This is a genomic window from Micromonospora sp. WMMD961 (assembly GCF_029626145.1).
Classification (GTDB): domain Bacteria; phylum Actinomycetota; class Actinomycetes; order Mycobacteriales; family Micromonosporaceae; genus Micromonospora.
Genome location: NZ_JARUBJ010000002.1, coordinates 3,687,343 through 3,701,798, shown reverse-complemented (window position 1 = coordinate 3,701,798; position 14,456 = coordinate 3,687,343). Strand labels below are relative to the sequence as shown.

Below are 14,456 nucleotides of genomic sequence, written 5' to 3'. Positions count from 1 at the left end.
TGTCGATCAGCCCCCGGTCAACGTCTCCAGCAGGTCCTTGGCACTCGCGCAGCGGTCGAACAACGCGCCGACGTGCGCCCGGGTGCCCCGCTCCGGTTCCATCATCGGCACCCGCACCAGCGACTCCCGGCCCACGTCGAAGATGACCGAGTCCCAACTCGCGGCGACGACCTCGGAGGCGTACTGGGCGAGGCAGCGACCGCGGAAGTAGGCCCGGGTGTCCTCCGGCGGCTCGGTCATCGCGCTGCGCGTCTCGTCGTCGGTGAGCAACGTCTTCATCGCGCCCCGGGAGACCAGCCGATGGTAGAGGCCCTTCTCCGGCCGGACGTCGGAATACTGAAGGTCGACCAACTGGAGCTTGTGCGAACCCCAGCCGAGCTTCTCCCGCTCCCGGTAGCCCTCGAGCAACCGCAGCTTGGCCACCCAGTCCAGCTCGTCGACGCAGAGCATCGGATCACGCCCCAACCGGTCCAGGACGCTCTCCCAGCGGTCGAGCACGTCGACGGTCTGCTCGTCGGCGTCGGTGCCGTACCGGTCGTCGACAAAGGACCGGACCCGTTCCAGGTACGCCCACTGCAGGTCGAGTGCGGTGAGCCGGCGACCGTCGCGCAGTCGCATCCGGTGCGACAGGCTGGGGTCGTGACTGACCGCCCGCAGCTCGCTGACCGGGTCGGCGATGCCGAGGTCCCCGCTGAGCGCCTTCTCCTCGATCATGGTGAGGATCAGCGCGGTGGTGCCGACCTTGAGGTACGTGGAGATCTCGGAGAGGTTGGCGTCACCGATGATGACGTGCAGCCGGCGGTACTTGTCGGCGTCGGCGTGCGGCTCGTCGCGGGTGTTGATGATCGGCCGCTTGAGCGTGGTCTCCAGGCCCACCTCGACCTCGAAGAAGTCGGCGCGCTGGGAGATCTGGAAGCCGCTCTGGCCGCCGTCCTGCCCGATGCCGACCCGGCCCGCGCCGCAGACGATCTGACGGGTCACGAAGAACGGCGTCAGGTACGCCACGATGTCGGCGAACGGGGTCTGCCGGCGCATCAGGTAGTTCTCGTGGGCGCCGTAGCTGGCGCCCTTGTTGTCGGTGTTGTTCTTGTAGAGGTGGATCGGCTGGCTGCCCGGGATGGTGGCGGCGCGGCGGGACGCCTCGGCCATCACCCGCTCCCCGGCCTTGTCCCAGCGCACGATGTCGCGGGGGGTGGTGACCTCCGGAGTGGAGTATTCGGGGTGGGCGTGGTCGACGTAGAGCCGTGCGCCGTTGGTGAGTATCACGTTGGCGAGGCCGAGGTCCTCGTCCGCGAGGGCCTCGGCCGGGTCGTAGGCCGCCCCGGAGTAGGTGAAGCCCCGGGCGTCGCGCAGCGGCGACTCCTCCTCGTAGTCCCAGCGGGCTCGCCCGCCCCGGTTGAGCTCTGGGCGGGCCCCGTAGGCGTTGACCACCTGTGATGAGGTGACCATCGGGTTGGCTCCAGCCTGTCCGGGCACGGAGATGCCGTACTCGACCTCGGTGCCCATGATCCGACGTACCGTCATGCGACCACTCGCTTCGCTCGCCCCTGGAGCCGGCGTGCCCGCCGCTCACACCATCGAGACTAGTCTGCGCGGTGGCCTATCGCGCCGCCCTGCCGGTCGGCGCGGCGCGGCTACCGCGCCGTGGCGGGTTTCAGTGGCACGACGGTCAGACCCTCCCGGAGAGACGGGTCCGCCGTGAGGATCCCGTCGACGGCCTGCTGGGCCGCCGGGCCGGCGATGATGAGCCGCAGTGGACGGGGGGTGCGACGCAGGACCTCGGCGGTCCGGGCGGGTTCCGCGAAGGTGGAGAAGTAGATGCCGGGTTCGGTCTGCGCGGTGGTGCTCTGGAGGGCGGAGAGGAAGACCGACTCCCGGTAGCTCTGCTCCCCGTGCCCGTCCACGACGAGGGTGACGGTGCCGGGGATCGCCGGGTAGGCGCGGGCCGCGGCGGCGGTGACCGCCGCCGAGCGGGTGATGGCGGTCCGGTCGCGCTGGACCCACGCCGTCGTCCAGGTGAAGTTGGTGGCGCTGCGGTGGAAGTAGCCGCCGGTCCAGCCGAACAGGCCGGTGCCGAGGACCACCGCGATCGTCACCAGGACGGCGGTGGCGACCGCCGGCAGGGCGGCGGTGATCGGGCGGCGTCGTGGCTCGGCGTCGGTGCTCGGGGCGGGCACCGGCAGCAGGCGCACGAGCGCGGCGGTGCCCACGACGAGGACGAGGACGAGCAGGTGGGCGCTCTTGCCGAAGTAGTACGCGGGCGGGTTGCCGTTGAGCAGGTTAACGGCGGCCATCGCGGCGGAGAAGAGCACCGCGACGGAGAGCACGCCGAGGTAGCGCCGCCAGGTGGTCTCGCCCAGGTTGGTGCGCGCGAGGATGGCGGCGAGGACGAGCGCGCCGAGCCCGACGACGGTGTTGTAGATCTCTCCCAGTGGTGCGCCGCCGGGGGCCGCGAGCGCTTCGGTCTGCCCGGCGAAGAGCACGCCGATGACGGCGGTCAGCGGGGCCACGACGGCGGTGACACCGCCGATGACGGCGACGGTGCCGGGGCGGGCGCGCAGCCGGCGGCGGTCGGCGACCAGCCAGCAGAGCACCATGGCGCCGGTCGGGATGAGGAACAGGTAGTAGCTGAAGCCGATGCCGATCAGCAGTGCCCCGATGAGGAGCAGTTGTTCGCGTAGCCGGTGCAGGGGGCGGGCGACGAGGGCGACGACGAGCGCGGCGAGGCTGAGCCCGAAGGTCTCGCTGGGGTAGCCGGCGACGAGCAGCCGGGGCAACTCGGTGCCGAGGGCGAGCGCGGTGACGGCGATGACCAGGACCAGCCGGCGCAGCGGGTGCAGGGGGCCGGCGACGTGGTGGGCCGCCCAGATCAGGGCGAGCACCAGCATGGCGAAGGTGGCCAGGGACCAGAAGAGATAGTGGTTCATCAGCGCCGGGCCGGCGGGCACCTCACCGGGGGTCTGGAAGCCGTCGAGCAGGGCGGTGGTGAAGTGCCAGCCCTGCGGGTAGTGGACCAGGCCGGAGAAGATGTGGTGCCGGGAGGTGTCGGGGTCGACGAAGAGGTAGCCGCCGAGGCGTCCGATCTCGTCGAAGAGGGCGGGGTGCCGGGCGTTGTCCTCGCCGATCATCGCGAGGTTGAGGCGTTGACCGAAGCCGGTGGCCCGCAGGTAGGGGGTGGCGAGGTAGCCGGCGGCGAGTGCCGCGGCGGCGAGCGAGACCAGGTCGGACCATCGAGGTCGGGGCAGTCGGGGTACGCGCCGGGACAGCACGGCGGCCAGGGCCAGGACGGTCAGTGTCAGGCCGGTGACCGGGACCGGGTGCAGCCCCCAGGGCCAGACGGTGAAGATCAGGCCGGCGGCGCAGGTGAGGCCGGCGAGCAGGGCGAGGGCGAGGACCAGCCGGTCGAGCAGGCTGCGTCCGGAGCGCAGCAGGCTGGCCGTGCCGAGCAGGATCAGCGGGGGAAGCAGCCACGCGACCTGGACGGCGTACGCGGCGAGTGGGACGAGCCAGCAGGCGAGGAGGACGGCGAGCAGCAGGCCCGCCCCGGGGCGTCGGTGTGCCGGTGTGCTGCCCCGGTCCCGGCTGTCGGTGCCTTCCGGCACTCCTGGCATCTCCAACGTGGCCTGGGCGCGCACGGATGTCCTCGTTCGGTAGGTCGGTGAAATCGCCGCAGTTTAGCCGGTGTGGGCGCAACCGTTGGCCCAGTTCGCCCCCGGGTGGCGGTGAACGACACATGAACGTCGGACGCGGCGGCGGCACCGGCCGTGGCCGGTGCCGCCGCCGGGCGGTCAGAGGTATTGACCGGTGTTGCTGGCGGTCTCGATGGACCGACCGGCCTCGGTGCCCTTGCCGCCGGAGACGAGCGTGCGGATGTAGACGATCCGCTCGCCCTTCTTGCCGGAGATGCGGGCCCAGTCGTCGGGGTTGGTGGTGTTGGGGAGGTCCTCGTTCTCGCGGAACTCGTCGACGCAGGCGTCGAGCAGGTGCTGCAGGCGCAGCCCCTTGCGACCGGAGGTGAGGAACTCCTTGATGGCCATCTTCTTGCTCCGGTCGACGATGTTCTGGATCATCGCGCCGGAGTTGAAGTCCTTGAAGTAGAGGACTTCCTTGTCACCGTTGGCGTAGGTGACCTCGAGGAAGCGGTTCTCCTCGGTCTCCGAGTACATCCGCAGCACCACGGCGTCGATCATGGCCGCGACGGTGGCCTGGGGGTCGGCCCCGTGCTCGGTCAGGTCGTCCGGGTGCAGGGGCAGCCCGGAGAGGATGTACTTCGAGAAGATGTCCTTGGCCGCTTCGGCGTCCGGCCGCTCGATCTTGATCTTCACGTCGAGCCGACCGGGGCGCAGGATCGCCGGGTCGATCATGTCTTCCCGGTTGGAGGCGCCGATGACGATGACGTTCTCCAGCCCCTCCACGCCGTCGATCTCGCTGAGCAGCTGCGGGACGATGGTGTTCTCCACGTCGGAGGAGACACCGGAGCCCCGGGTCCGGAAGATCGAGTCCATCTCGTCGAAGAACACGATCACCGGCGTGCCCTCGCCGGCCTTCTCCCGTGCCCGCTGGAAGATCAGCCGGATGTGCCGCTCGGTCTCGCCGACGTACTTGTTGAGCAGCTCGGGGCCCTTGATGTTGAGGAAGAAGCTGGTGTGCTTCTCCTTGCCCTGCCGCTCGGCGATCTTCTTGGCCAGCGAGTTGGCGACCGCCTTGGCGATGAGCGTCTTGCCGCAGCCGGGCGGGCCGTAGAGCAGGATGCCCTTGGGCGGGCGGAGCTGGTGCTCACGGAACAGGTCCGCGTGCAGGAAGGGAAGCTCCACCGCGTCGCGGATCTGCTCGATCTGCGACTGGAGGCCGCCGATGTCGCCGTAGTCGACGTCGGGCACCTCCTCCAGGACCAGCTCCTCGACCTCACTCTTCGGGATCCGCTCGTACGCGTACGCCGAGCGGGGCTCGATCATGAGCGAGTCGCCGGCCCGGATCGCCGAGCCGATGAGCGTCTCGGCGAGGTGCACGATGCGTTCCTCGTCGGAGTGGGAGACCACCAGCGCCCGGTCACCCGGCCCGCCGCCTGGTCCCTCCAGGATCTCCTTGAGCATCACGACCTCACCGACCCGCTCGTAGCCGAACGCGTCGACGATGTTGAGCGCGTCGTTGAGCAGGACCTCCTGGCCACGCCGCAGGTCGCCCACCTCTAGCGAGGGCGAGACCGCGACCCGTAGCTTGCGACCGCCGGTGAAGACGTCCACCGTGCCGTCGTCGTGCTTGGCGAGGAAGACGCCGTAACCACTCGGCGGTTGCGCGAGGCGGTCGATCTCCTCCTTGAGCGTCACGATCTGCGTGCGAGCCTCCTTGAGGGTGCTCACCAGCCGGTCGTTGTTCTCGGTCAGCCGCGCCAACTGTGCCTGGGTGGCCGCCAGCCGCTCTTCGAGCTGCCGGACGTGTCGGGGGCTTTCGGTCAACTTACGCCGCACCAGGGCGAGTTCCTCCTGAAGGAACGCGACCTGCGTGGAGAGATCGTGGGCTTCCTTCTCCCACCGTGCGGCGCGCGAGTCCGCGTCGTCGCTGCGTGCTGCCACGTCCCACCTCCCCGGGGGGCTTGAACGTTCTGCCCTAACACTAGCCGCTATGAGGCCGATTCGGTCCCACGCAACACCCTCGTCACCGAACCTTGATCGCCAAGGGTGGCCCGACGGGCGGTTACTGGCGTTCGGGTACCGTCGGAGCGTAGGACGCGAGAACATGGGGGGTGCACCGGTGGCCGATGTCGCGACCGATCAGCTGCAGGTCTGGGTGGACCAGGATCTCTGCACAGGCGACGGGCTCTGCGTGCAGTACGCGCCGGAGGTCTTCGAATTCGACGTCGACGGCCTCGCGTACGTCAAGAGCGCCGACGGTGAGCTGCTGTTGGCGCCCGGCAGCCGGGTCGACGTGCCCGCCCACCTGCGGCTCGAAGTCATCGACTCCGCCAAGGAGTGCCCGGGCGACTGCATCCACGTGGTGCGTGGCGACGGTGTCGAGGTCGCCGGCCCGGAGGCCGAGGACGACTGACCGGCCGGGCCGCGCGGGCCCGGCCAGGCCCCGAACGGGGTACGCCTCAGAGCATCGGACGGCCGACCACCGAGGCGACCAGCCGCGCGAATTCCTCCAACCGGGCGATCTGCCCGGCCCCGCCGTCGTCGAGGGTCTTGCCGAAGCGCAGCGCGTCGTGCCGTGGCGTGCCGGCCATCTCCTCGCTCGGCGGCGCCTCGTCGAGCGAGGTCAGCAGCAGGTAGACGTCGATGCTGTCGACCCGGATCTCGCCGCTGTCGGACCGGTTGAGCCGCCGCCGGCAGCCCACCTCGGTGATGGTGGAGACCGGCACCACCCGCAGCGACGACGTCATCGAACCCGGCGGGCCCTCCTCCGGCGGCACGTCCTCGCCGTGCCAGAGGATCAGGCGGCTGCCGTCGCAGACGACGACCTCCTGCCACACGCCGTTGACCTCGTTCACGAAGCGTTCCAGTGTGAAGCCGAGCACCGACGCGCCGCGCAGCACACCGCCGAGCGCCTCCAGGGCGACGTCCGGATCGCGCAGGTAGGCCCGCGCCGCCGACTCGAGGTCCTGGTAGGGCGACCAGTCGGGGAAGACGGCGGGCAGGTCACCGCCGCCGTAGCCCGGTCGGCTCATGCCGGCGCCTCCCCCTGCTCGCCGATGCCGACGCCCAGCTCGATGGTCACGGCCTGTCCATCTCCCCCGTACCGTCGGGCTGCGCACCGGCCGCCTGGGCGGCGGCGGCCTGCCGGGCGGCCTCCGCCGCGCGCAGGTCCTGGCGGCGCTGGGCGTACGCCTCGGTGCCCTTGCTGGGCTTGCGCCGGCGCGGCGGCGCGGTCACCCCCGGGGCCAGCTTGCGCGCGGACACCAGGAACGCGGTGTGCGCGATCATCCGGTGGTCCGGACGCACGGCGAGACCCTCGGCGTGCCAGTCGCGCACCAGCGACTCCCAGGCCCGTGGCTCGGTCCAGCCGCCGCGCTCGCGCAGCGCCTCCACCAGCTCCGAGAGCTGCGGTGTGGTGGCCACGTAGCCGATGAACACCCCACCGGGCACCAGCGCCCGCTCCACCATGTCGAGGGTCTCCCAGGGGGTCAGCATGTCCAGGATGATGCGGTCGAAGCCGGTCTCCTGGCACTGCGCGACGTCACCGACGTGCAGGTGCCACGACGGGTGCGGCCCGTTGAAGAAGGCCTCGACGTTGCGCTTGGCGATCTGGGCGAAGTCGTCGCGGAGCTCGAACGAGTGCAGCTCGCCCTCGGTGCCGACGGCGCGCAGCAGGGAGCAGCTCAGCGCGCCGGAGCCGGCGCCGGCTTCGAGGACCTTGGCACCGGGGAAGATGTCGCCCATCGCGACGATCTGCGCCGAGTCCTTCGGGTAGATGACCTGGGCGCCACGCGGCATGGACAGCACGTAGTCCGACAGGAGTGGCCGCAGGGCCAGGAACGCGGTGCCACCACCGGCGGTGGTCACCACGCTGCCGTCGGGGAGCCCGATCAGCGTGTCGTGCGCCAGGATGCCGCGGTGGGTGTGGAACTCCTTGCCCGGCTCCAGCGTCACGGTGTGCATCCGCCCCTTGGGGTCGGTCAACTGGACCCGGTCGCCGGGCCGGAAGGGCCCGCGGTGCACGGGTGTCAGCGCCGGGGTGGCGGGGACGGTGGAGGGAGTTGCGGTCACGGTGTCATCTTCCGGTCGGGTTCGAGGAGCTGTGCAAGGTCCGCGATGTGCAGAATGCCGACGACATCTTCGCCTGACGTCACCACGTACTGTGCGCCCGGGTGGGTCTGTACGGCCTCCATCACCCGCTCGCCGTCCCAGCCGACCGACAGGGTGGGGATCGTGCCCAGTGACCGGGCGACGGTGTCCACCGCCAGCCACGGCCGGCGCTCGACCGGCACCGCTTCCGCGGCGACCGGGTCGACCAGGGCCGCCGGCCGGCCCGTGGAGTCGGTGACCAGCAGCGCGGAGCCGGGCTGGCCACCCTCGGCGCGTCGGCGCTGCGCCTCGGCCAGCGGCGTACCGGTGGCCACCGGCCAGACCGGACGGGCCAGCCGGGACAGGTCGATCAGCGGGAACCGGCGGCTGACCCGGGCGGCCCGGATCGACTGCCCCGCGCCACGCCAGAGGGTGACGGCGACCAGCAGCATCAGCGGCAGCGCCAACGGCGCCAGGTAGTCGGCGACGGTGAGCACCAGGACCACGATCGTGGTGCCGACGGCGACGACTCGTCCGGCCCAGCCGGCGACCTCGGTGCCGAGGTGCCGGTCGCGGGTCAGCCCCCACACCGCCGCGCGCAGCGCCCGGCCGCCGTCGAGCGGCAGCCCGGGCAGGCTGTTGAACAGCGCGACGATGACGTTGCTGACCGCGAGCTGGAAGGCGAGCTGGTGGACCACGGTCCCCGGCGGGAGGGCGAGGGTGGCGGCGACCGCGAGGACGCCGAGCACCGCGGAGACCGCCGGGCCGGCCAGTGACACCAGCAGGTCGACGCGGGGCGACGGGGCGTCCCGGTCCATCTCGGTGTACCCGCCGAGCAGTTCCAGGGTGATCCCGCGCACACCGATGCCGTAACGACGGGCGGTGAGGGCGTGCCCCAGCTCGTGCAGCAGCACCGACCCGAGCAGGGACACCACGAAGCCGAAGCCGATCAGGTAGCCGCTGAGCTGCGGCAGATCCAGCTGCCGGGCGGCGAACTCGGCGTACAGCACGGCGATGACCACCGCGAGCAGGACCATGGAGCCGTTGAGGTGCAGCGGCACCCCGAACACCCGGCCGACGTTGAGGCCGAGGCGGCGGTCGGGTCGGCGCGGTGGCCGGGTTCGTGGCTCCATCGGCACGATGCTACGGACCGTCGCTGTGCGGGGCGGGCGGCGGTCGGTGTCACACCGGTGCCCTAACCTTTGCGGACATGACGGCGGAACCGGTCACCACCTCCCAACCCTCCTCCCCGGCGCAGGCGCCGCCGACGGTGCGGGCCTCACTGTCCCCGTCGCGGGCGGCGGATTTCAAGACCTGCCCGTTGCTCTACCGGTTCCGCAGCATCGACCGGCTGCCCGAGCGCACCACCATGGAGCAGGCCCGGGGCACGCTGGTGCACGCGGTGCTGGAGCGGCTGTTCGACCTGCCCGCGCAGGCGCGCACACCGGCCGCGGCCGGCGATCTGGTGGCACCCCAGTGGGACCGGCTGGTCACCGAGCAACCGGAGCTGGCCGAGCTGTTCGACGGCGCGCAGCCGACCGACCCGGCGGACTTCCTCCGCTCGGCCGCCGGGCTGTTGGAGGGTTACTTCGCGGTCGAGGATCCGACCCGGCTGGAGCCGGCCGAACGGGAGAGCCTGATCTCGGCGGTGGTTGACGACGAGTTGCTCATCCGGGGCTACCTCGACCGGCTCGACGTCGCCCCGGACGGGGCGCTGCGGGTGGTCGACTACAAGACCGGCGGCGCGCCACGGGAGGCGTTCGAGGCGCGGGCGCTGTTCCAGCTGAAGTTCTACGCGCTGGTGCTGTGGCGCACCCGGGGGGTGGTGCCCAAGGTGCTGCGGCTGCTCTACCTGCGCGACGCCGAGGTGTTGGACTACACGCCGGACGCCGACGAGCTGGTCCGCTTCGAGCGCACGGTCGTCGCGTTGTGGCGGGCGATCGAGCAGGCCACCGCCCGGCAGGATTTCCGGCCCCGGCCGAGCCGGCTCTGCGACTGGTGCAGCCACCAGGCCCGGTGTCCCACCTTCGGTGGCACGCCGCCACCGTTCCCGGTCGCGGCGACCGCCGACCCGCTGCGCGACTCCCGGTCCGCTCCGGTGCCGCCGGGCGCCGACGAGTGACGTCCGCGACCCGCTGAGACCGGTCCGACAGACGCCGCTGCACCCCGCCCGCCCGGCTCTCCGGCCCGTCCTGCGCCGTTCGGCCCGGTGTGTCCCGACCCGTCCAGCCGACCGGAACGGTGCCGTTGCGGTCGGGACGGCGCGACGGGCCGGCCTCTACGGTGATCCGCGACGCACCGGCCGGCGTACGCGAGGATGACCGGTGCGGCAGCACGGGACGGAGGACGAGATGACCGATCGGGTGACCCCGGCGCGGCCGGTGCGGATCCTGCTCGCCGACGACCAGCCGCTGCTGCGTACCGGGTTCCGGATGGTGCTGGGCGCCGAGGCCGACCTGGACGTGGTGGCGGAGGCCGGGGACGGCGTGGAGGCGGTGGAGTTGTCCCGCCGGCTGCTGCCCGACGTGGTCCTGATGGACATCCGGATGCCCCGGATGGACGGGGTGGCCGCGACCCGGGCGATCGTCGAGGCTCGCCTGCCGGTGCGGGTGCTCGTGTTGACCACCTTCGACCTGGACGAGTACGTGGTGGGCGCGTTGCGCGCGGGCGCCAGTGGGTTCCTGGCCAAGGACGTGCCGGCCGAAGAGTTGATTTCGGCGATCCGCACGATCGCCGGCGGGGACGCGGTGGTGGCGCCCCGGATCCTCCGGCGGCTGCTGGACCGCTTCGCCGAGCTGCTGCCCGATCCGGAGCGGACGCCGTCGGCGGCGCTCGACGCGCTCACCGACCGGGAGCGCGAGGTGCTGGTGCAGGTGGCGCGCGGGTTGTCCAACGCCGAGATCGCCAGGGTGTTGTCGGTCAGCGAGACCACCATCAAGACCCACGTCGGGCACCTGCTGACCAAGCTGCGACTACGCGACCGGGTACAGGCGGTGGTGCTGGCGTACGAGTCGGGGCTGGTCCGCCCTCGGGCGTAGCCGCGACGACCGGAGTACCTCACCCGGCGTACTCGAAGATCCCTCCGTGGGGGGACGGCTGGCGTTGCCGTCGTCACCTACCGTGACCGAAGACGGTCAGGCGCGGTTGACCCTCCTGTGACGTGAGGGAGCAGGCTCGGAAACACGCAGGACCGACCATCGGGTCAGGGGCAACCCTGACCCCACATAGGGGTGCACCCGCAGCGGGAAATCCGCGCCGGCTCCCCCCAGGGGCGGACGGGGCGGGCAGGCGCAGCACCGATGATTGAACAGTCGCGCCGGACCATCGGGGGGCGGCGTGCGTTTTCGGACAGACGGAAGAGGTAGATGACGTGACCGCGACGGTAGGCCGGCAGGCGCAGGCCGCGGCCCGGGCGAACGACGTGTGGAAGGTGTACGGCAGCGGCGAGGCGCAGGTCATCGCTCTGCGGGGGGTCAGCGCGGAGTTCGAACGCGGCCAGTTCACCGCGATCATGGGGCCGTCGGGTTCCGGCAAGTCGACGCTGATGCACTGCCTGGCGGGCCTGGACGCGGTTACCCGGGGGACGGTGGCGATCGGCGAGACGACGGTCACCGGGCTCGGCGACGCGGGGCTGACGAGGCTGCGCCGCGACAAGGTGGGTTTCATCTTCCAGCAGTTCAACCTGCTGCCCACCCTGACCGCCAAGGAGAACATCCTGCTGCCGCTGTCGATTGCCGGGCGCAAGCCGGACCCGGCCTGGTACGACACGGTGATCGAGACGGTCGGCCTGCGGGACCGGTTGGATCACCGGCCGGCGCAGCTCTCCGGTGGGCAGCAGCAGCGGGTGGCGTGCGCGCGGGCGCTGGTCTCCCGCCCCGAGGTGATCTTCGCGGACGAACCGACCGGCAACCTGGACTCGCGCTCCGGCGCGGAGGTGCTCAACTTCCTGCGCAACTCGGTGCGCGAGCACGGTCAGACGATCGTGATGGTCACCCACGACCCGACCGCCGCCGCGTACGCCGACCGGGTGGTCTTCCTCGCCGACGGCGAGATCGTCTCCGAGCTGATCGAGCCGACCGCCGAGACGGTGCTGGACACGATGAAGAAGCTGGACGCTCCCGCCGAGGTGGACAACTGATGTTCCGCGCGACGCTGAAGAGTCTGCTGGCCCGCAAGGTCCGGCTGATCCTGTCCGGGTTGGCGGTGGTGCTCGGAGTGATGTTCGTCTCCGGCGCCTTCGTCCTCACCGACACGCTGGGCCGCTCGTTCGACTCGGTCTTCGCCGACGGCTTCTCGGAGATCGACGTGAACGTCGCGGCGAAGCCGAAGGTCGAGCTGAGCGAGTTGGAGGGCGAGCAGACCGCCGCTCCGCTGGCCGCCGCCGTGGTGGACCGGGTGAAGCAGGTGCCGGGGGCGGCCTCGGCGACGGGCATCGTCAACGCCGACGGCGCCCGGGTGATCGGCAGCAACGGCAAGGTGGTCACCTCGTTCGGCCCGCCGCAGTTGGGCGAGAACTGGACCGGGGAGAGCGACCTGCTGCAACTGCGGGAGGGGCGCGCGCCGCAGGCCGAGGACGAGATCGTCATCAACAAGGGCCTGGCCACCGCGGCGAAGGTGCAGGTCGGCCAGAAGGTCGGTGTGCTCACCGCGTTCGAGTCGAGGAAGCGGGACTTCACCCTGGTCGGCATCGCCGGCTACAGCGGTGACCGGGACTCGATCGGCGGGGTCAACGAGGTCTTCTTCACCACGCCGGTGGCGCAGCGGCTGATGCTGGGCGAGCCGGACGTGTTCAGCAGCATCACCGTGACCGCCGCCGACGGGGTCTCCGACGAGAAGCTGCGCGACGACGTGGCCCGCACCCTCGGCGCGGACTTCGAGGTGAAGACGGGCGAGCAGGTCGCCGCGGACGCCGCCGCGAGCCTGAAGGAAGGCCTGTCCTTCTTCAACAAGATCCTGCTCGGTTTCGCCGCGGTGGCCCTGCTGGTGGGCACCTTCCTGATCCTCAACACCTTCTCGATCATCGTGGCCCAGCGCACCCGCGAGTTGGCGCTGATGCGCGCCATCGGGGCCAGCGGCCGGCAGATCATCGGGTCGGTGGTGCTGGAGGCCATCGCGGTCGGGTTGATCGCCTCGGTGCTCGGCCTGGCCGCCGGCATCGGCGTGGGCGCGCTGCTGGCGTTCCTGTTCGGCAAGCTGGCCGGTGGGCTCTCCCTCGCCGGGATCGGGGTGCCGGCGGCGGCGGTGATCGGGTCGTTCGCTGTCGGGCTGGTCATCACGGTGGTGGCGGCGCTGTTGCCGGCGCTGCGGGCGTCCCGGATCCCGCCGATCGCGGCGATGCAGGACGTGGCCACCCCGGACCGGCCGTTGACCAAGGTCACGGTGACCGGGTCGCTGGTCACCGCTGTCGGCGCGGTGCTGCTGTTCCTCGGGCTCAGCGGCAACGCCGGCGATCAGACCCTGGCCACCATCCTCGGTGGGGTGCTGTTCGCCTTCATCGGGGTGGCGCTGCTGACCCCGCTGATCAGCCGGCCGGTGGTGAGCCTGCTCGGGGTGGTCTTCTCCTGGTCGGTGCCGGGCAAGCTGGGCCGGCTCAACTCCGGGCGCAACCCGCGCCGGACCGCGATCACCGCGGCCGCGTTGATGGTCGGCATCGCGCTGGTGACCGGCGTGACGGTCATCCTCGACTCGGCCAAGGGCAGCATCAGCGCCCTGGCCCAGGACACCGTCAAGGCCGAGCTGGTGATCGCCGGGGCGCAGAGCGGGCCGCGCCCGCCGAGCTTCGACCCGGCGGTACTGGACCAGGCAAAGACCCTGCCCGGCGTGCAGATGGTCGACGGCGAGTACGGCGACATGGCCCAGATCGACGGCGAGCGCACCTGGGTCGGGGCGAGCAGCGACATCGCGTCGCTGCGGCAGATCTTCAGTGCGAAGCCCATCGCCGGTGACATCGACCGACTCGGGCCGACCCAGATGCTGGCCAGTTCGGACACCGCCGAGTCGCGTGGCTGGTCAGTGGGCTCGACGGTGAACGTGCAGTTGACCCGGGGCGAGACGCGGACGTACACGATCAGCGGCATCTACGAGTCCGGGCAGCTGTTGAACCCGGTGGTGCTGCCGGTGACGGCGGCGAAGGACTTCGCGATCCCGCAGCCCTTCCAGGGGTACGTTCAGCTGACGCCCGGCACCCCGGTTGCCGACGTGCAGCCGCAGGTGGAGACGCTGCTCGCGGACAGCCCCGAAGTGTCGGTGGCCGACCGGGACGCGTTCATCAAGCAGCAGACCGGTCAGCTCGACGGTCTGCTCACGATGATCCAGATCCTGTTGGCGCTGGCCATCGTCATCGCCGTGCTGGGCATCATCAACACCCTCGCACTGTCGGTGCTGGAGCGGACCCGCGAGCTGGGCCTGCTGCGCGCCATCGGGCTACGCCGATCGCAGACCATGAGCATGATCACCGTGGAGGCGGTGGTGATCTCCGTGTTCGGCGCGTTGCTGGGCGTGGCGGTCGGCACCGGCCTCGGTGCCGCGGTGGTCGAGGCGCTCAAGGACGAGGGCATCACCGACCTGATCCTGCCCTGGGGGCAGATGGGTGTCTTCCTCGGTCTCGCCGCGATCATCGGTGTGGTGGCCGCGGTGCTCCCGGCCATCCGGGCGGCACGGATCAACGTCCTGGGCGCCATCGCCCACGACTGACGCTCCGAGACGGTGGGGGCCCCGCGTGACGGGGCCCCCATT

At 71.2% G+C, this 14,456-nt stretch carries 11 protein-coding genes; 5 read left to right on the top strand and 6 right to left on the bottom strand.

Annotated features, from left to right (window positions below):
- Window positions 1–6 precede the first annotated feature (6 nt).
- The 3 genes from dop to arc all read right to left on the bottom strand — a co-directional run bounded on the left by dop (window position 7) and on the right by arc (window position 5,573).
- Window positions 7–1,524: a depupylase/deamidase Dop gene (dop, locus tag O7614_RS16785; RefSeq protein WP_347404355.1), complete on the bottom strand. Its 1,518-nt coding sequence runs from the start codon at window positions 1,522–1,524 to the stop codon at window positions 7–9.
- A 110-nt stretch (window positions 1,525–1,634) separates the two neighbouring features.
- Window positions 1,635–3,635 carry a hypothetical protein gene (locus O7614_RS16780; RefSeq protein WP_278139396.1) on the bottom strand — a complete coding sequence of 667 codons (2,001 nt, stop codon included), beginning with the start codon at window positions 3,633–3,635 and terminating at the stop codon, window positions 1,635–1,637.
- Window positions 3,636–3,788: 153 nt separating this feature from the next.
- Window positions 3,789–5,573, bottom strand: coding sequence for a proteasome ATPase (arc, locus tag O7614_RS16775; RefSeq protein WP_088989671.1), 1,785 nt, complete (start codon window positions 5,571–5,573; stop codon window positions 3,789–3,791).
- 178 nt (window positions 5,574–5,751) lie between these two features.
- Between arc and O7614_RS16770 the strand changes: the two genes are divergently transcribed.
- Window positions 5,752–6,045, top strand: coding sequence for a ferredoxin (locus O7614_RS16770; RefSeq protein ID WP_278139395.1), 294 nt, complete (start codon window positions 5,752–5,754; stop codon window positions 6,043–6,045).
- Between the two features lie 46 nt (window positions 6,046–6,091).
- Here the strand turns inward: O7614_RS16770 and O7614_RS16765 are convergent, their stop codons facing one another.
- The 3 genes from O7614_RS16765 to O7614_RS16755 are packed head-to-tail and all read right to left on the bottom strand — an operon-like array spanning window position 6,092 to window position 8,854.
- Window positions 6,092–6,664: a hypothetical protein gene (locus O7614_RS16765; RefSeq protein WP_088989673.1), complete on the bottom strand. Its 573-nt coding sequence runs from the start codon at window positions 6,662–6,664 to the stop codon at window positions 6,092–6,094.
- 46 nt (window positions 6,665–6,710) lie between these two features.
- Window positions 6,711–7,703, bottom strand: coding sequence for a tRNA (adenine-N1)-methyltransferase (locus O7614_RS16760; protein WP_278139394.1), 993 nt, complete (start codon window positions 7,701–7,703; stop codon window positions 6,711–6,713).
- On the bottom strand, window positions 7,700–8,854 hold the full coding sequence (locus O7614_RS16755) for a site-2 protease family protein (protein WP_278139393.1): 1,155 nt from the start codon (window positions 8,852–8,854) through the stop codon (window positions 7,700–7,702). Before O7614_RS16755 ends, O7614_RS16760 begins: the two co-directional genes overlap by 4 nt.
- A 77-nt stretch (window positions 8,855–8,931) precedes the next feature.
- On the opposite strand from O7614_RS16755, the gene O7614_RS16750 reads away from it, so the two are divergent.
- From O7614_RS16750 to O7614_RS16735, 4 genes are all read left to right on the top strand, one after another.
- The gene (locus O7614_RS16750) at window positions 8,932–9,843 is read left to right on the top strand and encodes a PD-(D/E)XK nuclease family protein (RefSeq protein ID WP_278139392.1); all 912 of its coding nucleotides are present in this window, start codon (window positions 8,932–8,934) and stop codon (window positions 9,841–9,843) included.
- 229 nt (window positions 9,844–10,072) lie between these two features.
- The gene (locus tag O7614_RS16745; RefSeq protein WP_278139391.1) at window positions 10,073–10,759 is read left to right on the top strand and encodes a response regulator transcription factor; all 687 of its coding nucleotides are present in this window, start codon (window positions 10,073–10,075) and stop codon (window positions 10,757–10,759) included.
- A 332-nt stretch (window positions 10,760–11,091) separates the two neighbouring features.
- Complete coding sequence (locus O7614_RS16740) at window positions 11,092–11,859, top strand: ABC transporter ATP-binding protein (RefSeq protein ID WP_278139389.1); 768 nt, start codon at window positions 11,092–11,094, stop codon at window positions 11,857–11,859.
- Window positions 11,859–14,414, top strand: a complete 2,556-nt coding sequence (locus tag O7614_RS16735) for an ABC transporter permease (RefSeq protein ID WP_278139388.1) — start codon at window positions 11,859–11,861, stop codon at window positions 14,412–14,414. The genes O7614_RS16740 and O7614_RS16735 overlap by 1 nt, the downstream gene beginning before the upstream one ends.
- Window positions 14,415–14,456 lie beyond the last annotated feature (42 nt).

Bases quoted from the DNA above. Each gene is read 5' to 3' on its own strand.
- dop (WP_347404355.1), bottom strand. From the start codon at position 1,524: ATGACGGTACGTCGGATCATGGGCACCGAGGTCGAGTACGGCATCTCC.
- O7614_RS16765 (WP_088989673.1), bottom strand. From the start codon at position 6,664: ATGAGCCGACCGGGCTACGGCGGCGGTGACCTGCCCGCCGTCTTCCCC.
- O7614_RS16755 (WP_278139393.1), bottom strand. From the start codon at position 8,854: ATGGAGCCACGAACCCGGCCACCGCGCCGACCCGACCGCCGCCTCGGC.
- O7614_RS16750 (WP_278139392.1), top strand. From the start codon at position 8,932: ATGACGGCGGAACCGGTCACCACCTCCCAACCCTCCTCCCCGGCGCAG.
- O7614_RS16745 (WP_278139391.1), top strand. From the start codon at position 10,073: ATGACCGATCGGGTGACCCCGGCGCGGCCGGTGCGGATCCTGCTCGCC.
- O7614_RS16735 (WP_278139388.1), top strand. From the start codon at position 11,859: ATGTTCCGCGCGACGCTGAAGAGTCTGCTGGCCCGCAAGGTCCGGCTG.